Source organism: Clostridium sp. MCC328 (assembly GCF_018785465.1).
GTDB classification, from domain to species: domain Bacteria; phylum Bacillota; class Clostridia; order Lachnospirales; family Lachnospiraceae; genus Pilosibacter; species Pilosibacter fragilis.
Genome location: NZ_WQPW01000132.1, coordinates 39,591 through 65,029, shown reverse-complemented (window position 1 = coordinate 65,029; position 25,439 = coordinate 39,591). Strand labels below are relative to the sequence as shown.

19 protein-coding genes and 1 other RNA gene are annotated in these 25,439 nt (G+C 44.6%); all 20 read right to left on the bottom strand.

The window, feature by feature from the left end:
• Nucleotides 1-169: 169 nt before the first annotated feature.
• Complete coding sequence (locus GPK83_RS15680) at nt 170-1,492, bottom strand: FRG domain-containing protein (RefSeq protein WP_215705208.1); 1,323 nt, start codon at nt 1,490-1,492, stop codon at nt 170-172.
• Nucleotides 1,493-1,557: 65 nt separating this feature from the next.
• Nucleotides 1,558-2,664 (bottom strand): UvrD-helicase domain-containing protein, encoded by a 1,107-nt coding sequence (locus tag GPK83_RS15675; RefSeq protein WP_215705207.1) that lies wholly within the window; start codon nt 2,662-2,664, stop codon nt 1,558-1,560.
• A complete protein-coding gene (locus tag GPK83_RS15670) occupies nt 2,658-4,295 on the bottom strand; it encodes an AAA family ATPase (RefSeq protein WP_215705206.1) in 1,638 nt (545 codons plus the stop codon). The genes GPK83_RS15675 and GPK83_RS15670 overlap by 7 nt, the downstream gene beginning before the upstream one ends.
• Before the next feature lie 94 nt (nt 4,296-4,389).
• Nucleotides 4,390-5,202, bottom strand: coding sequence for a hypothetical protein (locus GPK83_RS15665; RefSeq protein WP_117553070.1), 813 nt, complete (start codon nt 5,200-5,202; stop codon nt 4,390-4,392).
• Nucleotides 5,203-5,225: 23 nt separating this feature from the next.
• Nucleotides 5,226-6,371 (bottom strand): DUF3800 domain-containing protein, encoded by a 1,146-nt coding sequence (locus GPK83_RS15660; RefSeq protein ID WP_215705205.1) that lies wholly within the window; start codon nt 6,369-6,371, stop codon nt 5,226-5,228.
• A gap of 359 nt (nt 6,372-6,730) precedes the next feature.
• Nucleotides 6,731-7,567: an HNH endonuclease gene (locus GPK83_RS15655; RefSeq protein ID WP_215705204.1), complete on the bottom strand. Its 837-nt coding sequence runs from the start codon at nt 7,565-7,567 to the stop codon at nt 6,731-6,733.
• 32 nt (nt 7,568-7,599) lie between these two features.
• Entirely contained in the window at nt 7,600-7,737 is a 138-nt protein-coding gene (locus GPK83_RS15650) for a hypothetical protein (RefSeq protein ID WP_215705203.1), read from the bottom strand.
• Between the two features lie 236 nt (nt 7,738-7,973).
• Nucleotides 7,974-8,318: RNase P RNA component class A (gene rnpB, locus GPK83_RS15645), an RNA gene on the bottom strand.
• A gap of 276 nt (nt 8,319-8,594) precedes the next feature.
• Nucleotides 8,595-10,250, bottom strand: coding sequence for a nucleoside kinase (locus GPK83_RS15640; RefSeq protein ID WP_118600313.1), 1,656 nt, complete (start codon nt 10,248-10,250; stop codon nt 8,595-8,597).
• 133 nt (nt 10,251-10,383) lie between these two features.
• Nucleotides 10,384-11,184: a Nif3-like dinuclear metal center hexameric protein gene (locus GPK83_RS15635; RefSeq protein WP_215705202.1), complete on the bottom strand. Its 801-nt coding sequence runs from the start codon at nt 11,182-11,184 to the stop codon at nt 10,384-10,386.
• On the bottom strand, nt 11,174-11,908 hold the full coding sequence (locus GPK83_RS15630) for a class I SAM-dependent methyltransferase (RefSeq protein WP_215705201.1): 735 nt from the start codon (nt 11,906-11,908) through the stop codon (nt 11,174-11,176). The genes GPK83_RS15635 and GPK83_RS15630 overlap by 11 nt, the downstream gene beginning before the upstream one ends.
• Nucleotides 11,909-12,062: 154 nt before the next feature.
• Complete coding sequence (gene rpoD, locus GPK83_RS15625) at nt 12,063-13,187, bottom strand: RNA polymerase sigma factor RpoD (protein ID WP_117504659.1); 1,125 nt, start codon at nt 13,185-13,187, stop codon at nt 12,063-12,065.
• Between the two features lie 59 nt (nt 13,188-13,246).
• Entirely contained in the window at nt 13,247-15,013 is a 1,767-nt protein-coding gene (dnaG, locus tag GPK83_RS15620; protein ID WP_215705200.1) for a DNA primase, read from the bottom strand.
• Between the two features lie 87 nt (nt 15,014-15,100).
• The gene (locus GPK83_RS15615; RefSeq protein WP_015554152.1) at nt 15,101-16,108 is read right to left on the bottom strand and encodes a deoxyguanosinetriphosphate triphosphohydrolase; all 1,008 of its coding nucleotides are present in this window, start codon (nt 16,106-16,108) and stop codon (nt 15,101-15,103) included.
• 293 nt (nt 16,109-16,401) lie between these two features.
• Entirely contained in the window at nt 16,402-17,865 is a 1,464-nt protein-coding gene (locus GPK83_RS15610; protein ID WP_215705199.1) for a M20 family metallopeptidase, read from the bottom strand.
• A gap of 103 nt (nt 17,866-17,968) precedes the next feature.
• On the bottom strand, nt 17,969-18,694 hold the full coding sequence (locus GPK83_RS15605) for an amino acid ABC transporter ATP-binding protein (protein WP_117469609.1): 726 nt from the start codon (nt 18,692-18,694) through the stop codon (nt 17,969-17,971).
• A gap of 10 nt (nt 18,695-18,704) precedes the next feature.
• A complete protein-coding gene (locus GPK83_RS15600) occupies nt 18,705-19,394 on the bottom strand; it encodes an amino acid ABC transporter permease (RefSeq protein WP_015554150.1) in 690 nt (229 codons plus the stop codon).
• 160 nt (nt 19,395-19,554) lie between these two features.
• Nucleotides 19,555-20,526: a transporter substrate-binding domain-containing protein gene (locus tag GPK83_RS15595; RefSeq protein WP_215705198.1), complete on the bottom strand. Its 972-nt coding sequence runs from the start codon at nt 20,524-20,526 to the stop codon at nt 19,555-19,557.
• A 347-nt stretch (nt 20,527-20,873) separates the two neighbouring features.
• Complete coding sequence (gene carB / locus GPK83_RS15590; protein ID WP_118532969.1) at nt 20,874-24,074, bottom strand: carbamoyl-phosphate synthase large subunit; 3,201 nt, start codon at nt 24,072-24,074, stop codon at nt 20,874-20,876.
• Nucleotides 24,074-25,147, bottom strand: coding sequence for a carbamoyl phosphate synthase small subunit (locus GPK83_RS15585; RefSeq protein ID WP_215705197.1), 1,074 nt, complete (start codon nt 25,145-25,147; stop codon nt 24,074-24,076). Before GPK83_RS15585 ends, carB begins: the two co-directional genes overlap by 1 nt.
• Nucleotides 25,148-25,439 lie beyond the last annotated feature (292 nt).

Sequence of the window (25,439 nt, the reverse complement as noted above, 5' to 3'; positions counted from 1 at the left end):
TGAAAAGCAATATTCAGCTAAAATACAGTAACTATGTGGCTTTCAGCCACTTTCACGGCTGATCCGTGAATAATCTAGGTGTAATTATAAAATCTAATCCATTTTCCAGCATAGTGTATTTCACGTTCATGCGCCTCCCATATACTTCATGTCAAAGCATTTCCCATATTTATACAGTTTTATTAACATGAGTTTTTATATAATCCGCAACGTCATCTATTTCCGGATAAATCTTTGCCTTATTTATTCCTAAACTTTCCAATTCATTTAATAACTCGGCCTTTTTATCAATAATGCAGATTGCAATCTTTTTATTATCCAATTTTAAGCGCAGATTTGATAATGTATTATACTTTTTGTTACCATATATTTCATCAAGCAGTCCACAAACAACAAATGCGCCTTCTTGATTATCAATTCTTCTGTTCTTTTTTGCAGGAATACAAACAACAGCATCTCTTATATCCTCTGCCCTTATTTCCGATTTAAACCCCGGACGTTCCATTCGCACCTCGTGAACGAGTCGTTCAACATTATCATTAAAATCATTCACATTCGATGCCTTAATAAAACTTGAATGGTAAAATTGCATTTGTTCACTTTTGGTAAATAAGGGAAGTGATGCAAGCATTGCAACAGTATCACTTTGAAAATATTTTATTGAATCCAGATTCTGTGAAAAAATTATTATTTCACCATGATACGAATGTTGGGATTCACAGGCAAAAAATAGTGCAATCAATGGATTTTGGGTAATATCTAGCAATCTTGTTGGTAATCCATAGTGTTGCATTTCTGCCAGTTTTTCTATATGAGATTTTAATCGTTCAAATTCAAAAGGACATTTCGCCATTAATTCTAAATACATTTTCTTTTCGTTTGATAACCATTCTTCTTTTCGAAATAACGATGGTTTCAAATCATAAGAAACTTTACTGTGCCCTCGAAAAAACAGTTTGCCATCATTTTTTCTTATTTGTCCCAAAAAATCTACATACTGATTAATTGAAGATATGAAGTTAACCTCAACCTTGGCTGCATCAAAAACAATTCCGTTTGACATCCTGATATCATACTCATGCTCATGTTCATTCCAAGTTCTGTATAACTCTTTTACACAATCAAGCTTCTTATCAACAGATTTGTACATTTGAAAAATAAAATAAATAATGGCAAAATAATTGTATTCATCAAAAGAACATTTATTTTTTGATGTTTTTTCTTCAAGTTCTTTAAGTACCGGTAGCATTATTGTTTCGAGTTCCTTAGTGTTTGTAGCATACTTTCCTGCGAAAACCTTAGCTAATGGAGAATCTAATCTCTTCAAATTATTTTCAATTTCAGATTTAGAAGTTCTCGGTCGCCCTATTAACGGATTAATATCACAATATCCTTCTGATTGCAATTTTTCAAACATCATCTTCTCAAAAGCACTTTTGACAATGGCATTATATTCCAATTCTCCTAGTTCACCATAAAAGAAAAAAAACATTTTACGTTCCTCCTTCGTATATGTCACAGTTTATTACTGCTACATTACACAACACAATTTTCAAATTACTGATACTTTTCCACACCTTCAATATTGGTTTTCTCATCATAATTAAAAACAATTCCCACACTATATCTTGCTCTAGTTATTGCAACGTAAAATTGAGACCTTGTTTTGGGTTGCAATTTTTTTGAATGATCCTTCATCCAGTTTTTCATTGTTCCGGTTGGATAAATTAAGACTCTATCATATGTTAATCCTTTAGACTCGCCCATATTTATTGCAGAATACCCGTCATTTACTTTTACTGTTCTCTTCTCCCTGAGTTGTATTGGCTTAAATTCTTCTAAATATGCATCAACATCATTCGGTCTTACCAAATAAACTCCGTCATGCCCTGTTACCTCAAATTGCTTTGTTCCAGTTTCGCCATATTCTTCATACAACTGCGATGAATATGAACATATACTTTGGTTATTTCTGTAAGAATCATTCAAAGTCTCTTTATCAATAATGCAATCTATTTTTTTACACTCACTTCTAATAAATTCTTCTATCTTACCATCCGCATACTTCTTATACTTTGCTTCATTATGCGTATGATATGTTACCTGTCTGGGATCTCCTACCATTGTCACATCACAATCCGCTTGCAACATACTTTTTATGATGTCTAAATCATATCCCGCCAAATCTTGAATTTCATCTATATATATCTTAGGATAAATCCTGCTAATTCTTTGCGAAACCCTTCCTTTAGTCTCCTTTTCACAACGACATACAAATTTTGCAATCTTATCAGAATACATTTTCATTCCATCCGTGAAATAAAAATTTCTATAGTCCTCTTCTGCATAATATACCGGACCATATTTACCATTATATTTTTTCCCAGACTTTTCATTAACTAATATCATACCATTAATCTTATCATCTAAGACCACTCCCTGAAATGGTCGAACCCCATGCTGTAAAAGAAATGAGTACCATGTTTGTATGGTAACATTATGCGGAACACAACCATTAAGTTCTACAAATTTTTTACGGATTTCCAGTTCATTAGCAATAGTGTATGTTGTTATTAACACACTGTCCGATTGTTGCATCGCCTGTCTAACCAAATATGTAGTTTTACCAGATCCTGCTGCCGCAATTATCAATCTATTTACCATTTGATAGCCTCCAAAATATATTCCGGTATTTCTATCTGTTCAGAAGATTCGAAGATTTTCAATCCGCATTCCGTTTTGTTATGCTTCATAAATTTCCTCAAATCGTCCTCATCCGTATAAGCAGTACCAAAAATACGATTTAACTTATCTAAACCATTAGCTTTCAAAAGTTTCGGTTCTAAAGTGTTGTAATTATAATCACTCTTGCCAATCTTAAGTGTCCCTGTGTCCACAACATCATCAACACATATCTTTATATATTCTTTCTGATTTGCACCTATATAATTTTCATACTTTTTGTTGATAGCTGCCAAATCCCCATCGTTATCTGTAACAACCGCGATTTTTGTCTGAATACAATCTGCAATCTCAAGGAAACGTAAAAATGATACACCTACGGAAATCACTTCTATACCATCCTCTATCGGCAACCGCCCATCATTAAGTTGCATATATGCTTTTTGAATCACCAGCTCGTCCGAATCTCCTTCACACAAAATAGCTTTCTTACATAAAATCATTCGCAATGTATCATACCCAGCCACCTTCTTAAAGAAATTATATGTATCTCCCGATAGTTCAGAAAATTTTATTATCCTTAAATTCTCAAGTAGCATCACTTTCCTCAATCCTAACTTATTTGCAACCAAACTACTATGTGTTGAAATAAGTATCTGTTTTTCTGCATATTGTTCCGAAATACACTTAATCAATTGATTCAATCTTGTATGTGACAGATGATTTTCTGGTTCTTCTAACAAAATAATACTTGCATTTTGTGAGGTACGTTTTGCTAATGCCAGTTCCGTCTTAACAACACATTGCTCTCCCTTTCCCACATAATGAAATGGTATTTCATCCAATTGTGTAACAAGGCTATTCTCCCATGCATTCATAGTAACCAATTCTACTGATAATGCTATTTTTTTATCTGTCAAACTTGCATCCTGATTTATTTTATTGTTAATGGCTTCTATTGAAGGATCATTAATAAATGTATCCCTCATTTTTCTATGTGCCTGTGCAATAGATGTTATATCCTCCGGTTCCAATGCCCCCTTTATAATTCTTGACAAATACAGATCATTTCCACTTTGATATCTATATTCAGATGAATCAATCAAACTTGATTTATAAGGTATGCCACGTGTTGTGATTGCATCTCTGGCAAAGGTTGTCCATGTAATATCATAATATTCAATTGGCAAGCTTTTAACATTGCCCTGTTGCACTAATGCCTCATATTCATCTGCATATTTGTCATTAAATGCAATTTTGAAGCAAAATCCTTCCGCACTGTTATCTCTATCTGAATTTGCATCCCCATTCATCAAAGGATTTTCATCCCCACCAAAAAAGATTTCTATTGTTATGTATGGAAGTGCTATAGGTGCCGTGCCTAACAAAACAATATACTCATCTACTGCCTCTTTATTAAAAATATACTGCGAAATTTCATTCCAAATACTCTTCCCGCTAATAATTCCGGTTAGTGCCAGATTTATAGCTTCTAGTATTGTAGACTTTCCCGCTTCATTATCTCCAACAACAATGTTTAAACCTTCTTCAAGAGTAATTTCAAAATCTTTATAGCATTTAAAATTATGAATTTTGACTTTTCTAATAAACATTCTATATCTCCTCATATTGCTCATATGTATTTCTGCCAAAAACAACATCTTTTCCCATCATGAGAAATATACTATATTACCTATTTCTATACACTTACGTATAAATCCAAGATTTCATCTCTATTTTTTCTTCTAAGATAATATTTCTGCTTTCCTTCCCATGGCCACCGACTTCATATACCACCATATGTATATACTGCTTGTGCTCTTTCTTTTGATATTTTGTCAAGTATATGCCTAAATTGTAACCTCCACTTAACTTTCTCTTTATTTCCTTATCCAAAATCTCAAAGTACTTACTATTATTATTTATTTTCTCTTTTACAATTTCGCTCATTGGAGAGTCAAACAAAAAAGTGTGATAAATTGATATTGTTTCCTGATATCTAAGCATAGCATATGGTATATTGTACTTATTTACTGCTTTATAACTATACGCATGAGATTCCATAAAAACTTCATACATATGTTCCATTACAGAATTCGGTATATTAACTCCTACAATACCTCTAATATCCTGCTTTATCCTTCTCCAATTCTTTTCAATAATTTCTTTTATTTCCTCGGACTCTTCTGTTTTTGTTCTTATTTCCGTGTTCCCCAATGGTGATGGCTTATATAATGAGCAATTTTTCATCTCAGCCTCATTCCAATACGGAAAGCCTTCTACCGCTCGACCTGTATGTTTCCCATAAAGAGTTACTTTATGGGTTACATTCTGCATCATTTCTTCCCCATACATATTGACAATCTGAATTGGATTTCCACATTCAGGACAAATCGAATACAAAGAAAGTCGTTTATCCTTATTAGTTCTGTAATAAGGATAATCGTGGCATGTCTGTTTTTCAAATTCATCTACTGAAAGTTTCAGTGCCTTTCCTTTTTCTATTGCAAAAACATCCATATCATCAAACCTCCCGATTCAAACTATTTTTCCTTTCTGCTCTTTACCATTTCGAAAAATCTATTAAGTATTCCTATCCCATCCCAAGGACCAATCGAACATAAAAATCCGGGATTCTCCCGATCTGCTTCCATACGTAGCTTATCAATCAGTAAAATATTTTCAACCTGAAGCTTTGATAAACCTTCAACATCTCTTCTACGCTGATTTACACTTGTGGAATTTATGTACTTAAATAGTTTTCCTAAAATCCCTGCTACTACATCCGATAACTGCACGAATATGTCTGTCTCAGATTTCACAAACTTGAAATTATCTGCCATATTCTCCCCCATTGCTATCTGCTTTTTTACTATGTCCTGTACTGTCGTTTCCTCATCAAATATGTGCCTTGACTTCTGATATTTTCGGATAGGGTCAGCATAGAATTCCGCATAGTTTTCCTGCATAACATAATCATCGTTATCATGTAAAAATACTAATTCATCACTCTGTGCTGCCCTGGCAAGCATTCCTGCTAGGAACTTTTCCTCTTCCTTCATTTCTCTCCTGCTCCCGAGCAAGAACAGTAAGTCATTACAAAATGCTTCTACATCCTCCCGCTGTATATTGGGGTACTTATATTTGAACATCAAGATTTGTAATGCGTCTGCTTTCCCTTTAAACATATAATAAAATACACTCTTCATTTTAAAATAGTCATATCCAAATTCACTTATCTCATCAGGTTTTACAATGGAATCGAATATTTCAACAAGTGTATAAAATAAATTATTCACATTAGTGTAATGAATATAAAAAGGCGATTTATCTATCCATGATAAAGTTTCAAATAATCGTCTTTCCTTCACACACTGCAAAAAATCACCTTTTGCATACAGATTTTTAAACTTAATCTCTTCTACATTTGCTTGCAACTTTAATGGTTTGCGGAATGTTTCAAGCGAAGCTTCTACTTTTTCTTCCTCTTTTCTTACTAACCCTGCCAGCACAAAGTCAGCTGTATGATCCGTATTAAACTGCTGCTTACTATCATCAACCCAAAACTTTCTGCAATTATTACTTTCATCATAATAGAACACATACTTCGTTTGATTGTTGATCCCCCACATATCACACAGTTCCTGTTGCATGAAAACTAATGGATCTATATTCTTTTCTTCTGCCATAGAACGAATACCTCCCATATCAGAATTGTTCAACCTCTTCCAACACTTATATTATAGCACTTGAATATACCTTTTTCTATTCTTTTAAACACCAACGACCTATTTACAATACACAATGTGCATTCCACATTTTACACATTACACACGCTTCCGCGTTTTGAAAGTCTTTCCACTCATTGTCGATATAAATAAGAGGTAAAATGGATCAGGTTCCTAATAACTCTAAAAACAATAACTGAATTATAAAAAGGAGATACTTACACATGAATACACTTATTCCCATTACTGAGAAATACCTTGAATACTGTAAATCATAGAAAAGACTAGACTATAAGACAATTAAAGCATATCGAATTGATTTAAAACAGTTTACATCCTTCATTGCATTCTGCGCATGATAAAACGAGATTCCAGATCTTATCATCTTTTACAAATGACCATGGAATAAAATGGTCTACGTGAATGCTCTTCTGCAATTTTTTTCCGCAATAAAAGCATGTATTCTCTTCGAATTCTTTTCTAAGAATTTCTCTATATACCGACAGATTATCTCTGCGCGGTGTTGATAATTCCAATTTGTTAATTACTCTGATCAGAACATCATCATTGTTAATTTGCTCCAGCATACGCGCCCAGGAATAATAATTTAACTTTTCAAGTTCGTATTTATGTTTCAATATAAACTCATAAACACAGGGATTCAATGTGAGGCCAGATTCTTTCAAATCAAATGAATAAATCGTTCCATCAAAATCATTATACAGTGCCCCAATAACATTCTTTTTGCATTCCTGCACAACCAATTTAATTATACTTGTTCTCTTTCCTTCTTCAATAGATGCAAACTCTAATATGGATAACAACGGATTTTCCGTTGTTGCTTCCTGGAAAATTTTTTCTATCTTTGAATACTCCGATTTTCCATCTTTTCTCATTTGACACAAATGGTACTTAACAACTAAATTCCAATAGTTTTCTGCAAATTTGGCAAATAACTGCTCATACGTATAATAGATACCTTGTTCTTTGCTTTTTCCCGAAAAAACATTATCCAAAATTGCCTTAATCAAACCAAATTTATATGTATTTCTTTTTCTGCACTCATCTGAAAATACATAGTTGAACAATGACCATATATACTCTTCATCTAAGTCATATTTTGTTATTAAACCACATTTTAAATCCCAGCCTGCCATGCAACTATCACTATCTCCAATCAAACACAATGTTAGAAATCATCATCCTCATCACTATCATCATCAAAATACACGGCACCCCCGAACAATGCTATATGCTCTTCACGACTAGTACAAAGCATTTCATCTTTCATTATCTGTTTCGAAAGCATTGATTTCTCCATCATCATTTAAATCCATCCATTCACGCATATATAATACCCCCCTGATTCACCGCAGGTTCACCTGCAGACCTTCTTTTTCTCTATCATATCACAGATATTAGTATTTGTGTCGCATTTCAGGTGACAAAAAAGCTACAGTTTTTCCTGCATTTATGTATCTATCATAGGATTTAAAAAGACCGCTCCCCAAAATCTCAACCCGAGATCCTGGAAAGCGGTCTTCATCATTTTCCTTATTCAATATTCTGAGCAAGACGATAAGCCGGGTTATGTCGTTGGATGGTCATCTATCTAGGCCGTCCGTCACCGGACGGCTCAAGCGGCCTACCCGGAAGCAGACGGGCCGCCTTATGCTTCCTGTTTGGCCTTGCTTCGAGTGGGGTTTGCATGTGCCCTCCCTGTTACCATTGAGGCGGTAGTCTCTTACACTGCCTTTCCACCCTTACATGTTTCCATGCGGTTTATTTCTGTTGCACTGTCCCTGAAGTCGCCTTCGCCGGACGTTATCCGGCACCCTGCCCTTTGAAGCCCGGACTTTCCTCTCCTGCATCCCTTAGAACTGCAGCAGCGACCATCTGTCTTACTCAGAACTTGTTTATTTTAGCATATATTTATTTTGATGTCCAGACGTGTGTTTATATTTTTTTCGTTACGGCTTTTACAGAGTTACTGTACACGGGTAGGAATTTTCTGAACTGAAAATTCCGTACAGTACAGTGGTGGTAGTGGATTTTGCCGATTTGGAATGCGAAGCATCGGCAAAATCAGTTACTGTTTGCGCAAGGCGTGAACAGTAACTTTACAGATAATGTCCATATGGATGCACACTCCTATGAAAATACCACAGAAAAAAACGGATACAACTACACATTCAGACAGCTTCCCCCGATGAACTCCCTGAGAATCGAAGTCTTCGGGATCACATCACTGTCGATGGCAAGGAAATAGTCCAGGAATTTGAGAAGCCGCTTCGCCTCATCATACTCTTCCCTGTCTCTCGGGATATTGAAGAGCAGTGGTTCCGCATAGAGCTTCAATACCGCAAGCTCATACACAAGCGCGGAGTTAAACATCACATCGGCGCTCTCCTGGTACGGGAAGATATTCTTGTCCTCGCCGCGGCGCACCGACGGCCAGCGCTCGATCGTCTCTAACGCGGAGGTTCCTCTCGTTCTCGCATCCCGCACCATCCGGCGGATCAGTCGTCCGTCAGTTGTCGGGATCCGGTTGTGCTCATCCACATTCAACTGGGTCAGGGCGCTGATGTAGATCTTAAATTTACTGTCCTTCGGAAGTTCTGAGGACATCGCGTCATTCAGGCAGTGGATGCCCTCGATGACGAGAATATCCTTCTTTCCAAGCTTCAGCATTTCGCCTTTGTATTCCCTCTTGCCGGTCTTAAAGTTAAACCGTGGAAGTTCGATGGTCTTGCCGGAGAGCAGAGCGTTCATATCCTCATTAAACTGCGGAATATCCACGCACCCAAGCGCCTCAAAATCCGGCTGCCCGTTCTCGTCAAGCGGATACTCTTCCCGGTTGCGGAAATAATTGTCAACAGAAATCGGATGCGGATTGTATCCAAGTGCCGCAAACTGAGTTGAAAGCCTGTGGCTGAAGGTTGTCTTACCGGACGAAGACGGTCCCGCGATCATCACGATCCTGCGGTCCGGATCCTTCACTGCCTTCTCAGCAACCTGACCGATATTTTTTTCCTGCAACGCCTCCTGCATCAGAATCAGATCCTGCCCTCTGCCGTCCACGATCATCTTATTTAATGCGCCGACGTTCGGTACCTCAAGGCTGTCACTCCAGCGGTAGGAAGAATGCAGGATTGAAAACAGCTTCTCCCGGATCGCCGGATGCTCCACATGTTTCGGATCCGTTTTCACCGGAAGCAGGAGCAAAAATCCCGCATGACACGGAACAAGGTCAAAATACTTCACATAACTGGTGTCCGGAACCATATATCCATAAAAATAGTCCTCAAACTCCCCAATGCTGTAAATATTCACCCGCGACGCCCGACGATATTGGAACAGCTGCTCCTTATCATGCATCCCATGCTTTCCAAAAAGCTCCACCGCGTCATCTGTATTGACACTCCGCTTTTTCACCGGGATCGCTGCGTCCCTAAGCTTCTCCATATGTACCTTCACTGAAGTCAGCAGCTTCTCGTCCACCGGAATATCCCCGACAAGTTCTCCATAAATCCCGTTTCCCAGCGCAAAGTCGATCTGGATCTTCCTGATCTTCTCTCTCGGAATTACCTCATAAAACGCCTTCAGCATCAGAAAGATCGCACTGCGCTCATAAGTCTTATAACCTGCGTTTTCCTTCGCTGTGATAAAAGAAATCTCAGAATCTCCCGCCAGCGTTTTTTCGAGCTCCCTGAGCTTTCCATTGACCCGCACAAGCAGGATATCATTCTCATACTGATCCTGAAAATCTCTCGCGATCTCCAGATAGGTTGTTCCCTCCGGATACGTTTTTTCGATTCCATTCACCTTTACAACTGCCATAAAACCACCTCACACAACCTCTCCGCTGATGACATTCACAACATCAGCAACAGCAATTTCACTTCGATCTATAGCACCGGTCAGCCTCCGATCCCGGGTTGAGGCTGACCGGTGCGTCCCCGAAGCCAATTACCTACACAACGACCGCAGGAAACTTCACCGCCATCTTCACGACCTTAATATCAGCAGGCAGCTTCTCCTTCAAAAAACCTTCCATAAAATCCATAAAGATATGCTCCAGCCCATAATGCCCTGCATCAATGATCATCATCCCCTGAGCTGCCGCGTCGATTCCCTCATGGTGACTGATATCTCCGGTGATAAATGCCTGAGCGCCTGCCTTGAGCGCCTCATTAAGCTCACTTCCGCCGGCCCCCGGGCAGGTAGCTGCCTTCACAATTGGAGTATCCTCATAGAGTTCACTTCCATAAACAGTCACAAATGGAAGTCCAAACCGGTTCTTAACCTCTCTCGCGAGCTCCAAGCCCTTCATAGGCACTTTCAACGATCCTGTCTTACCGATTCCGTACTCCGTCCCGGAAATCTCTCCCATGGCCTCCAGCGGCTTCTGATCGGTAAAATTCAACCGGTCCGCCACAATATCTGCCATACACCCCGGTGCCGAATCAAAATTTGTATGCATCGCATAGTAGGACACATCCGACTGGATCAGGGACACAAGCCGTCTTCCAATAAAATCCTCGTCCGAAACATGCTTCACCGGCTTAAAGATCAGCGGATGATGGCTTAACAGCATATCTGCCCCGATCTCCTTCGCCCGCTCCACCGCCGCATCATCCGCGTCCAGCGTCAGAAGGATCTTCTTCACGTCCTTGTCGATCCGCCCCGCTAAAAGTCCCGGATTATCCCAGTCACAGGCACAGGACTTCGGCGCAAGCGTCTCTAAGATTTCAATGATCTCCCTACATTTCATGCTGTACCTCCTGATTTTCTTTTAACTGTAATTTCAACTCGGAAAGCCGCTCTGCCGCCCGCCCGGAATCTCCCGCTTTCGCGGAAAGATCCTCGATGAACCGCAGAATCTTCGCCTCTTCCTCCTTCAGATATGTAAGAAGAACCGGGTTCTTCGTTTGGATCAGATAATCGCCGTAAAGCATGCGGCTGTCCTCAGAAAGGCTTAAAACATCCGGATCCACTATTTTTCCCTCAGAATCTGCGTCTTTCTCTCTCCGCACATCCATCACCGTATAAAATTTCCCATCTTCAAGGACCATATCTTCCTTCCGGATCACAAAACCGTTCTCAAAAAGCCATCTTCTGACCTTAAAGATCTCCGACTGCGGCGATAAGACCCACTGTTTCACTGAATCCCACATATGTCTTCCGTTCTCCAGGATCTTAATGATCAGCTCGCCGCCCATCCCGGCGATCACGACAGAATCTGCCTCACCGGGCTGAAGTTTTGCGACACCGTCAGAAAGTCTCGTCTCGATCTTATCCGCAAGTCCAGCCAGGGCAATATTCTCCGTCGCCCTGGATAACGGGCCTTTCCGCACATCCATAGCCACGGCCTTCTTCACGATCGTTCTCCTGACAAGCTCCACCGGAACATGTCCGTGGTCCGTCCCAACGTCTGCCGCGGACTCCCCAGGTTCCACAAACGAGAGCACCAGCTCCAGGCGTTCTGATAATTTCATATTGATTTCTCCATTTCTCTTTTACATGACTGCTTTTCGATTTCGCAGCCGCCTTTTTGTATTTCCGGCAGTTTAACTTCGCCCCGGAGCACACAGACAGGCCATCCCTGACTGCCTTTTCCTGCACAGATCTTTTCCTGCTTCCCATATCTTTTTACTCATCCAGATAATCTTTCAAGATCTTACTCCTGCTCGGATGGCGCAGTTTTCTAAGGGCCTTCGCCTCGATCTGGCGGATCCGCTCCCTCGTCACGTTGAACTGCCGTCCGACCTCTTCCAATGTCCTCGGTCTTCCGTCATCCAGGCCAAATCTCAGGCGCAGCACTTTCTGTTCCCTCTCAGTGAGCGTTGACAGCACATCCATCAGCTGTTCGTGGAGCAGCGTGTAGGTCGCGGCATCCGCCGGGACTTCCACATTATTATCCTGGATAAAGTCCCCGAGGTGGCTGTCCTCCTCCTCGCCGATCGGAGTCTCTAAGGACACCGGATCCTGAGAGATCTTCATGATCTCACGGACACGTTCCACCGGCATATCGAGCTCCTTCGCGAGCTCCTCCGGCGTTGCCTCACGGCCAAGCTTCTGGACTAACTGTCTCTGGGTCCGCACAAGACGGTTGATGGTCTCCACCATGTGTACCGGAATCCGGATCGTTCTCGCCTGATCCGCAATGGCGCGGGTGATCGCCTGACGGATCCACCAGGTCGCGTAGGTGCTGAATTTATAGCCTTTCCTGTAATCAAACTTCTCGACTGCCTTAATGAGTCCAAGATTTCCCTCCTGGATCAGGTCGAGCAGCTGCATGCCCCGTCCGGCATACCGTTTTGCGATACTCACCACAAGACGCAGGTTCGACTCCGCAAGCTTCTTCTTTGCCTCCTCGTCACCGAGCTCGATCTTCTTTGCCAGTTCGATCTCCTCATCCGGGGAAAGCAGCGGCACTTTTCCGATCTCTTTTAAGTACATCCGGACCGGATCATCTACACCGATCCCCTCCGGTACGGATAGATCGATATGCTCCACATCAATCTCATCCTCCGGATCTGCATCTTCATCCTCCGAAAACAGATCCGGATCCATATCATCATCGTTCGACATTTTTAAGACGTCGACATGTTTTTTATCCAGGAAGTCGTATATGCGGTCCAGCTTCTCGGGTGTCAGTTCTTCCCCCGCAAAGGCATCCAGAACTTCCTTTTCATCAAGGACGTTCTTTTTACTTTTTGCGAGTTCCAGAAGTTTTGATAACTTCTCTTCAAATGTAAGTGTCTTTTCCTCCATAATTCCATCCTTCCCGGCACCTGACGTTCCTCGTGTCTGCCTTTTTGCTTCTGCTTCTCTCAGTCAAGTGTGATATTCAGGACAGCCAGTGCTGACTGCTGCCTGATGATTTCCTGTAACTCTCTGATATCTGCTGTTTTTCCCTTTACCTCCAGACTGTGTTTCTTTATCTTTTTGACGGTTTCCGAGAGCGCTCTCCTCTGTTCCTCATTATTTAAGGACTCGCTGAGACTCGCGTGGAATAAGGCCGCCACTTCCCTGTATTGTTCCTCGCCCTCGATGAAATGATTCAGGATCTGCGCGGGGTTCACGCTTCCTGTTTTTTCATATTCATCGAAGACCATGGATGCCGCTTCTCTGTAAAGCTCGTCGTCAAAATCCTCCGGTGTGATAATGCCGCGGATCTTTTCGAAAAGCTGCGGACGCTCGATAAGCCAGGTGAGAAGCAGTCTCTGGGACTTCCGGATCCCGTCCTCCTTCTCCTTTTTCTGGCGGGTCCGCTCCTTATCGTACTCCCGCTCCCTTGTGGTCACTCCGATGAGTCCGCCCATGGAGTTCACGAGGTTTTTGAGATCCGTCTCCGGGATCATATACTCCCTTGCAACAGCTTCCGTGTAATTATCACGCTCCAGCTTTTCCGGAAATTCCAGAAGCTTCTTCGCGATGGCGTTATAAAACCCTGTCTTCGACTCCGGGTCCTGCATGTTGTACTGGCTCCGGATCACGGAGATTTCGAACATAAAGCTTCCGACGGCATTGTCGATCCGCTTCTGGAATTCCTCTTTCCCAAGATTCTTGATAAACTCGTCCGGGTCCTTATAGGGCTTCATATTTAAAACCTTGATGGACATTCCAACCTCTTTTAAGATCGGAATCGCGCGGAGCGCCGCCTTCACTCCCGCCCCATCGCTGTCGTAGGTCAGGACTACCTGATCCGTGTAGCGCTTTAAAAGCATCGCGTGCTGGGACGTAAACGCGGTCCCCAGAGATGCCACAGCGTTCGTAAATCCGGCCTGATGCATGGCGATCACGTCCACATAGCCTTCACAGACCAGCATATATTTCGCCCTGGACGTTCTCGCGAAATTAAGTCCGTAGAGATTCCGGCTCTTATCAAAGATCTTCGTCTCCGGGGAGTTTAAATATTTCGGCTCCCCGTCCCCCATTACACGGCCGCCGAAACCGATGACACGGTTATTGACGTCTAAGATCGGGAACATGACACGGTTCCAGAATTTATCTCTGGCTCCCCTCTCATCGATAAAGAAAAGACCTGTCTCTTTTAAAATATCGTCGTTGTATCCCTTCGACCTCATATACCGGTAAAGGTCATCCGGCACCTTACTGGAATACCCAAGACCGAAGTGGCGGATCGTATCGTCCGTCAGGCGGCGTTTCTCCTTAAAATAGTCATATCCGACCTTTCCTGACGGCTGCTTTAACTGATAATAAAAGAAGTTCGCCGCAAGACGGTTGATCTCAAGGAGCGTATTTTTCAGGTCCGCCTGAGCTCTCGCCTCCTTTGAGTATTCCACCTCCGGCAGGGCGATCCCCGCCCGGTCCGCCAGCATCTTCACAGCTTCCACGAAGGTATAATTTTCATATTCCATCACAAAGGTGATGACATTTCCGCCTGCTCCGCATCCGAAGCAGTAATACATCTGCTTTCCCGGTGAAACGGAAAAGGACGGGGATTTCTCATTATGAAACGGGCACAATCCGAAATAGTTTGCGCCCTTTTTCTTTAAATTCACATACTGGGACACGATGTCCACGATGTCATTTCTTGTTCGTACTTCCTCGATCACTTCTTCCGGGTAATACACGCTTCATCCCTCCCGCGATATGTATGTTCCGCAAAACCGCTCTGCACTATCCTCTCAGAAACCTCGCAGATCCGCCGGATCCGTCTCTCAGACATTCCAGCCTTTCGGTACAAATAATTCTTCAAATCGGTCGATGGCATATCCATCGCTCATCCCGGCAATATAATCACAGACGACCCGCTCTCTCTTCTCCCCGCGAAGCTCCATCATCGCCAGGTACTCTTCCGGCAGCTCGTCCACATGCTTCAGGTAGTATTCGTAAAGTGTCACGATCAGCTGCTGGGCTCTTCCCTCCTCGCCCTTTGCGGCAGGATTGCGATACACATGTTCAAACATCCATTCCCTCAAGCCCCGCATGGCCCGCTCTACGTCCGGGGACATAAAGATCGATGGCCTGTCCATACTGTTATTGATAATATCATGGATCATGATATTCAGGCGGTCCTTTACGGTATCCCCAAGTACATCCGCGTATTCTCTCGGAATATCCCGCTCGGTAATGATCTTTCCGCGGATCGCGTCGTCGATATCATGATTGATGTATGCGATTTTATCGGAGAACCGCACGATCTTTCCCTCCATGGTCGCCGGATTTCCGGACGTTCTGTGATTTAACATTCCGTCGCGGACTTCCTTTGTGAGGTTTAACCCCTGTCCCTTTTTTTCCAGGATCTCCACCACCCGGACGCTCTGCTTATAGTGGGCGAATCCGTCCTCGCAGATCTCATTCAATATGTATTCCCCCGCATGTCCGAAAGGCGTGTGGCCGAGATCATGCCCCAAGGCGATCGCCTCAGTCAGGGACTCATTCATCCGGAGTGCCTTTGCGATCGTTCTCGCGATCTGGGATACCTCTAACGTATGGGTCAGTCTCGTCCGGTAGTGGTCCCCTTCCGGAGCGAGGAAAACCTGGGTCTTGTCTTTCAGGCGCCGGAATGACTTGCTGTGCAGGATCCGGTCACGATCACGCTGATAGGCAGGGCGGATATCGCAGAGCGGTTCCTCCCGGTCACGCCCCAGCGTCTCACTGCTTAACGACGCGTAAGGACTCAGATTCTGGCGTTCCCACTGTTCCATCGTTTCCCTGATATTCATACCTGACCGCCTCCTTTTCCGGCGCAGCCCGTCATTCCCACGGGCGTACATTTGTTCTCCGTCCTAAGAATATACTTTTATAGTATATCATATTTTAAGGCATTTTAGAACCACGATTCCTGTCCTTTTACTGAAAAATATGTAAAATTTCTGAAATTTTTTCGTTCAGCTCCCATTGAGATAAAACAGCCCGGCAGGCCAGGTCTTTTGCAGAGTATCTCCGCGTTCCCCCGTCCTGCCGGACTTACAGTCATTCTATTCTTTTTCTTTCAGAGACTCCGCCATGTCGCCTCTTACATCTTCTCACCCGGGATGACCGGAACTGCGCCCTGCGGAACCGGGCAGGTATAGCCGCCATAACGTTTCATCTTCTTGTTGAACTCGTCCTTCGCTGCCTGTAAAACATCCGGCTTCTCCATGAGATCGATCGCGGTAGCCGCGATGACCTTTCCCGCTAACAGCATATTCTTGTGGGCAATGGATGTCCGTCCACAGGAAACATTCTGCCAGGAATGTCCCGGCGCCTGTGCCGGGAATGTGGATGTGTTGATCTGCGCCGTCGGAATGCACCAGCTCACATCACCGACATCCGTGGATCCCATTCTCGGTTTCTCATAGTAGAGATACGGGACAAGGAACTCATTCATCGGTGTTGTGCCGTGTTTGGACTTCTCATCAACATATTCGTAGATATCGCTGCTGTCCTCCGTCGCATCTCCCGGAAGCTTATCAGACTTCATCTCAACGGAATCGTAGAGGGCTTTCGCGTACTTTAATTCTTCTTCCGTGTAATGGCAGACACCAAGATCATTGAAGTTGTCCCACATAAGGGACTCCAGGACCTTGTTCGGAACGGTATTGGAGCAGCCGTCGATAAACTTCTTCTCCATCTTTGTATCTGTCATCATGGATGCCGCAAGAGCAATCCGGTCGACTCTCTCCTGAAGCTCCAGCGCGTCCTTTACCCAGATGGAACGGACCATATAGAGGACCTGTGCCTTCGGCTGTACCACGTTCGGAGAATCTCCACCGGCATCCGTGATGGAGTAATGGATCCTCGCGCTGTCCGGCATATGCTCTCTTAAGAACTGGACGCCAATGTTCATAAGCTCCACCGCGTCGAGGGCAGAACGTCCCTTGTCCGGTGCGCCCGCTGCATGGGAGGCAACACCGGTAAACTTATACTCTGTCTGGATACAGGTGTTGCAGGTACCGGAAGTAACCTGATTCACATTGCCCGGATGCCAGGTAAGAGCCGCGTCACACTCCGCGAACACGCCGTCTCTTGCCATAAATGCTTTTGTAGCGGCGCCTTCCTCCCCAGGGCAGCCGTAGAGGATCACTTTACCGCTTCCCTCACCTTTTTCTTCCAGATATTTTTTTATAGCAAAAGCCGCAGCCATGGAACCCGCGCCTAAGAGGTTATGGCCGCAGCCGTGGCCGTTTCCGTCTGCGACAAGCTCTTTTCTGGTCTCTGATCCGGCGATCTGGGAAAGACCTGTCAGAGCATCATACTCGGCCAGAATACCGATCACCGGCTTTCCGGAACCGTAGGAAGCGCGGAATGCAGTCTCAATGTTGTCAAAGGGATATTCGACAGTAAATCCTTCTTCTTTTAATACCTTTGCGTAAAGTTCACCGGATTTGTACTCTCTCAGGGAAAGCTCCGCATAGTCCCAGATCTTATCGGATACGTCGGTGATCACTCCTGATTTCTCGTCGATATAATCGAATGCTGTCTGTTTGGATGCTGACATGTCATGTTCTCCTTTCAAAAATCCCGCCAGGCAAGACTCCAAAAGTCTGCCTGATCGGGATATGATAGTTCCTGTTAAAACAGCTTTTCCCGCTGTTCTTTCATCAGTATAATACCTTGCTTAAAAATTCCTGTGTTCTCGGATTCTGCGGATGATTGAAGACCTCATCCGGAGTACCTTTCTCTGCAATCACGCCGCCATCCATAAAGAATACGCGGTCGGAGACCTCCCTCGCAAATCCCATCTCATGGGTTACGATCACAGTGGTCATTCCTGTCTTTACAAGGTCCTTGATAACATGAAGAACCTCTCCTACCATCTCCGGATCAAGGGCGGAAGTCGGCTCATCAAAAAGCATAACATCCGGTTCCATCGCCAGCGCGCGCACGATCGCAAGACGCTGTTTCTGTCCGCCGGAAAGCTTCTTTGGGAACTGGTTCTCCTTATCCGCAAGACCAACGCGGTTTAAAAGCTCCCGCATCATCTCGTCGGCTTCCTTCTGTGTTTTCTTTCCGAGAAGGACCGGGGCGAGCGTTACGTTCTTTCCAACTGTAAGATTATTGAATACATTAAAGTGCTGGAATACCATTCCCATCTTCTGGCGATGCAGGTTGATATCCACATTCTTGTCGGTAATATCGGTTCCCTCGAAATAGATCTTTCCGGATGTCGGTGTCTCAAGAAGGTTTAAGCAGCGTAAAAATGTACTTTTACCGCCGCCGGACGGTCCGATAACAGAAACGACCTCGCCATGATTGACATGCTCGGTAACACCCTTTAATACCTGAAGACTGCCGAAGGATTTATGCAGATCTTCTACACGAATCAGTTCTTTTTCATTAGCGCTCACTTGCGTTCATCCTCCTCTCCAGTAAGGCAATCAGCTTGGACATGATAAATGTCACGCCGAAGTAAATGATACCAACGATGGTTAACGGCTCAAGTACACGGAATGTAAGACCGTTGATAGTCTTAAACTGGGTCATAAGTTCTCCGATAAAGAACGTGGACGCCAGAGATGTCTCCTTGACGATCGCTACAAACTCGTTGCAGAGTGCCGGAAGAATATTCTTAACTGCCTGCGGGAGAACGATATGGATCATGGTCTGGCGCGCGTTTAAGCCAAGGGAACGGGCAGCTTCAGTCTGTCCGACATCGACAGCCTGGATACCTGCGCGGACGATCTCACAGACATAAGCGGTAGAGTTTACGCAGCATGCAGTCATAACGCATGTAAACTCGCTTAAGTTGAAGAACGGAAGCCAGGTCGGCAGCATAAAGTAGAAGAAATATAACTGCAGCAGGATCGGCGTACCGCGGATAATTTCGACATAAACGGTAGCGATCAGCCGGAGCGGCTTAAATTTTCCGATGCCCACGTTGCTGCGGCGCATCAGTGCCATCAGAGAACCGAAAACGGTACTGATGAGGACGGTGAGGAGACCCATAAACAGTGTCATTCCAAGACCCTGTAAGAATAAGTTCCAGTACTTCATCCAGACTTTTAACATGACGTTAAGAAACTCCATCTGGAAAACTCCTTTCGTAGATAAAACTTGAAAACAGACAAAGGTCTTTCCGGCATCTTCACCGGAAAGACCGAGCTCTGTAATTTCTGTAACCTGAAGTGAAAACCAATTCCGGCCTTCGCAGATCTTCCATCACGGAACGAAACGATCTGCTCCGAAATTAGTTCGTCTCGATACCGAGCTTCTCAGCAAGGGCAACCGCCTCTTCTCTCCACTGCTCATAGAGACCTTTCTCGTTAACTTCAACGATCACTTCGTTGATCGCATTTAAGAGATCATCATCGCCTTTCTTGACCGCGATAACGTTACCTTCACTTGAATAGTCAAACATGAAATCTGCCATTGCGATATCGTCGTATGTCTTTGCAAGGGATTCACCGTTATCACCGGATACAGCGAGTGCGTCAACCTTGCCTGTTGTTAACATCATAACACCGTCTGTTATATTTGTCACTAACTGGATCTGAACGTCAGACGGAAGCTGCTCTGTAGCAAGCTTGTTCTGTAAGGTTGCGTTCTGGGTAGCAACCTTCTTGCCTGCGAAGGATTCTGCTGTATTGTACTGGGAAGCAAGTTCCTTCTTAACTAAAAGGCCCTGACCTTTCTTCGTGTTTACATTATAACGCTCGGAAAGTCCCATAGCCTCTGCACGCTCATCTGTGTAAGCGAAGCCGGAGATACCCATATCAATGTTTCCGGAAGTAACTGCCTGCTGGATTGCGGAGAACTCCATCGGCTTGATCTCAAGTTCTACGCCAAGCTTCTCAGCGATGTATTTTGCAAGCTCCACATCGGCACCGACATACTCGGTTGTTCCACTGCTGACATCCTTGAATTCCCACGGAGCGAAATCAGGGGATGTTCCCATTGTGATCTTTCCTGCCGCAAGAACTTTTCCGAGATGGCCCTTCGGATCTACATTCTCAAGTGCCTTTAAGGAACCTTCCGCTGCGGCTGCTGCCTCTGTCTTATCTGCTTCCTTTGATTCAGCCGCTGTTGTCGCGTCGGCTGTTGTTGTCTCAGCTGCCGTTGTAGCTGCTGCCGTTGTCTCAGTGGTCTTGGAGCTTCCGCATCCTGTAAGAGCAGCAATGACCGCTGCTGTTGTCATAGCTAAAACGATGTTCTTCTTCATAATCGATCCTCTCCTCTTTGTTTCTATCTTTTTCTATGTCTCACATGTGTGATGTTGATACGCATTATAATGTATAATTATTCTTTTGTAAAGCACTTTTTTATGTTTTTTTTACAGATTATGCATCTTATACAATATTCAGTGCATAATTATATTGTTTCATGCAGTTTTTCCAATGTTTTATACATTATCAATGCATATATTCATCTTGATAAAGCGTTAATATTTCTTTTTTTGCATAGCGCGTCACCTCTTTCTAATTTCCGGCATACGCTGCTGGGGCAACGTAAAAAGCAGCCCATCTCACTCCAGCGTGAAACGGGCTGCTCTTCTATTTTTTACCAATATCAGATTTCAGCAATATTGATCAGTGTAAGTTCTTTTGCACGATTTTCCATACTTGTCACAAGCGCTCTCGCAGTATCGACCGCAGTGAGAACGGTAACGCCTGTCTCGATCGCATTCCGGCGGATGATAAAGCCGTCATGGCTTCTCTCTGCGCCCTGTGCTGGGATATCGATGACAAGGTCGATCTCATGTCCAAGGATCAGGTCAAGAAGGTTCGGAGACTCCTGCTCGATCTTTCTTACCGGAATGACCTTTACGCCATGCTCATTGAAATACTTTGCGGTTCCTGCGGTACAGAAGATACGGTAACCCTGTGCCTTGAATCTCGCAGCAATGTCGAGCATCTCTTCCTTATCGGAATCGCGGACAGTCATGACCATGTTCTTATACTTCGGAAGCTTGATTCCTGCGCCCTGGAAGGCCTTGTAAAGAGCTTCGTTGAAGGTCTTTGCGATGCCGAGGCATTCACCTGTGGATTTCATCTCCGGTCCAAGGCTGATATCAGCTCCACGGATCTTCTCGAAAGAGAATACCGGCATCTTCACTGCGTAGTAATCTGCCTCTTTCTGGAGTCCCGGTGTGTAGCCGAGTTCCCGGATCGTATGACCGCAGATGATCTGAGTTGCCAGCGGTACGATCGGGATTCCCGTTACCTTACTGATATACGGAACGGTTCTGGAGGAACGCGGGTTGACCTCAATGATAAATACACCTTCGTCATTTACAATAAACTGGATGTTGATCATTCCCTTTACATGGAGCGCCCTTGCGAGCTTCTCTGTGTATTCCACGATCGTCTTCTTGTTGTCCTCGGTGATGCTCTTCGCCGGATATACGGAGATACTGTCGCCGGAATGGATACCGGTACGCTCGATATGCTCCATGATACCCGGGATCAGGATATCGGTACCATCGCAGATCGCATCGACCTCGATCTCCTTACCCATGATATACTTATCAACTAAGATCGGATGCTCCTGCGCGATCCGGTTGATGATGCCGATGAATTCGTCGATATCCTCATCGCAGATCGCGATCTGCATACCCTGTCCGCCAAGAACGTAGGACGGACGAACGAGTACCGGATAGCCTAACTCATTTGCTGCCTTTTTCGCCTCTTCTGCTGTAAATACAGTCTGTCCCTTTGCTCTCGGAATCTGGCACTGCTCCAGGATCTCATCGAAGAGTTCTCTGTCCTCAGCGGCGTCAACATCCTCGGCAGCGGTTCCCAGGATCGGGACTCCCATCTTCATCAGAGCCTCTGTGAGCTTGATGGCTGTCTGTCCACCAAACTGGACAACTGCTCCGTCCGGTTTCTCAATATCAACGATGCTCTCCACATCCTCCGGAGTCAGCGGTTCGAAATACAGTTTGTTAGCGATATCAAAGTCTGTGCTGACAGTCTCCGGGTTATTGTTGATGATAACGGTCTCAAAGCCCTCTTTCTCGAAGGCCCAGGTGCTGTGAACAGAACAGAAGTCGAACTCGATACCCTGACCAATGCGGATCGGTCCGGAACCGAGAACGAGAACCTTCTTCTTCTCAGTCTCGCCCTCTGCCTCATTCTCGCTGCCGAAGCAGGAGTAATAGTACGGGGTTTCAGCCGCAAACTCAGCCGCGCAGGTATCTACCATCTTGAAGGCAGCACGGATGCCGTTTGCATGACGCATCTCCTTGATCTCATTTTCTGCGAGACCTGTGAGTTTCGCAATCACATTATCCGGAAATTCGATGCGCTTTGCTTCCTTTAAAAGATCAGCGTCGAGGTTCTTCCCAACTTTCTTTAAGGCATTCTCCATCTCAACGAGGATCATTAACTTGTCGATGAACCAGATATCGATCTTCGTGATGTCGTGGATCAGCTCGTAATCGAAACCGCGGCGGAGTGCCTCCGCAATGACCCAGATCCGGCGGTCATCCACGTTGTGAAGCTGCTCTTTTAACTGTTCATCTGTGAGTCCGCTGTAGTCGTAAGACATTAAGGAGTCCACATGCTGCTCCAGAGAGCGGATCGCTTTCATTAAGCCGCCCTCAAAGCTTGTGCAGATACTCATGACCTCTCCGGTCGCTTTCATCTGGGTTCCTAACTTGTGACTCGCATTGATGAATTTATCGAAGGGAAGTCTCGGCATCTTGACTACCACATAGTCGAGCATCGGCTCGAAGCTTGCGTAGGTCTTCTTTGTAACAGCGTTCTTGATCTCATCAAGTGTGTAGCCGAGGGCGATCTTCGCGGCAACCTTCGCGATCGGGTATCCTGTCGCCTTGGACGCAAGGGCGGAGGAACGGCTTACACGCGGGTTTACCTCAATTACACAGTACTCGAAGCTCTCCGGGTGAAGTGCGTACTGTACGTTGCAGCCACCGGTGATACCAAGCTCTGTGATGATCTTTAACGCGGAGGTACGGAGCATCTGGTACTCTTTATCTCCTAATGTCTGGGACGGAGCGACAACGATACTGTCACCGGTATGTACGCCCACAGGGTCGATATTCTCCATGTTGCAGACGGTGATCACATTGCCTGCACCGTCACGCATAACCTCATATTCGATCTCCTTCCAGCCCGCAATACAGCGCTCTACAAGGACCTGGCCCACACGGGATAAACGGAGTCCGTTCTCCAGGATCTCTGCGCACTGCTCCTCATTATAGGCAATACCGCCGCCGGAGCCGCCAAGGGTATAAGCCGGACGGAGAACGACCGGATAACCGATCTCTTTTGCAACAGCAAGACCTGTGTTCACATCCTCAACGATCTCAGACGGAGCCACCGGTTCGCCGATCTTTTCCATTGTCTCCTTGAACATTTCACGGTCTTCGGCTTTTTTGATCGTGAGGGCTGTTGTACCGATAAGGCGCACGTTATTTGCCTTTAAGATACCTGCCTCCTCCAGTTCCATTGCAAGGTTTAAGCCGGCCTGTCCGCCAAGGGTCGGGAGGACACTGTCCGGTTTTTCTTTCTTAATCAACTGCTCGACAACCTCAGTTGTCAGCGGCTCAATATATACCCGGTCCGCGATATCCTTATCTGTCATGATCGTTGCCGGGTTGGAGTTTAAGAGAACGACCTCGATGCCTTCTTCCTTTAAGGAACGGCAGGCCTGTGTTCCCGCGTAGTCAAATTCTGCGGCCTGGCCGATAACGATCGGACCGGAACCGATTACAAGTACTTTCTTGATCTCTGGATTCTTAGGCATTATCTTTCCTCCTCCATCATGCGTAAAAAGCGGTCAAACAGATATCCGGAATCCTGCGGTCCCGGGCATGCTTCCGGGTGGTACTGGACGGTGAAGATATTCTTGCCCACGTACTTTAATCCCTCGTTCGTCTTATCGTTCACGTTCACGAACGCCGGAACGGCAACCTCCGGATTCATGCTGTGTTCGTCTACCGCGTATCCGTGGTTCTGGGAGGAAATGTAGACGCGGCCCGTCTCAAGGTCTTTTACCGGGTGATTTCCGCCGCGGTGGCCATATTTCAGCTTATATGTATTTGCGCCTGTGGCAAGAGCCATGAGCTGGTGTCCGAGACAGATGGCAAAAACAGGAACATCGGATTCATAAAACTTTCTGACTTCTTTGATGATCTCCGTGTTTTCTGCCGGATCTCCAGGACCGTTGGAAAGCATGATTCCATCCGGGTTTGTCTTTAAGACTTCCTCAGCCGGAGTATCTGCCGGATATACGGTCACTTCGCAGCCTCTCTTATTTAACTCTCTGGCGATATTCTTCTTTGCGCCAAAGTCCATGAGTGCAACTTTCTTTCCTTCCCCCGGGAGAACGTATTTCTCTTTTGTGGTTGTCTTTAATACAACGCCTGTTACCTTATACGCCTTGATCCGTTCTTTCACTTCTTCCAGATCAAAAGATCCGTTCGTTGTGATCATGCCGTTCATGGTTCCTTTTTCTCTTAAAATCTTTGTGAGGGCTCTTGTATCGATACCACTGATACCTGGAATATCCTGTTCTTCTAAGAAATGCTGAATCGTGTCCCCACTTCTGAAATTACTGGGGATCCTAGATAATTCTCTGACAATATAACCATCCGGCCATGCCTGTCCGGACTCCATATCTTCTTTACAAATACCGTAATTACCAATTAACGGATAAGTCATTACCACTGCCTGTCCTGCATAGGACGGATCGGTAAGGACTTCTAAATAACCGGTCATGGATGTGTTAAAAACAATTTCACTGATTACTTCCCTGGTAGAGCCGATGCTTGTTCCTTCAAACACGGTTCCGTCTTCCAGTATTAAATATGCTTTCATGACGCCACCCTTTCTTCTGTGTTCGTGTTCGTTTCCTATCTGGGATTGAAAATTTATTTCAGCCCAAATTTTCACTATTCTATCATGCGGTGAGAGATTTTTCAACTGGTTTTTTGAAATTTTTCAAGAATCTTTTCAGATATTATAAAGAGTTGTCTCTATTGAGGAAAAATGGTAAAATGAATACTAATAAAGGAAAAATTTGAAAAACAGCCCTGACACAGGCGGAAGGTACCTTTCTTATTCCGAAAATCGGCTGTGAATGATTTTTCCTGCTTATAAACTTCTTATG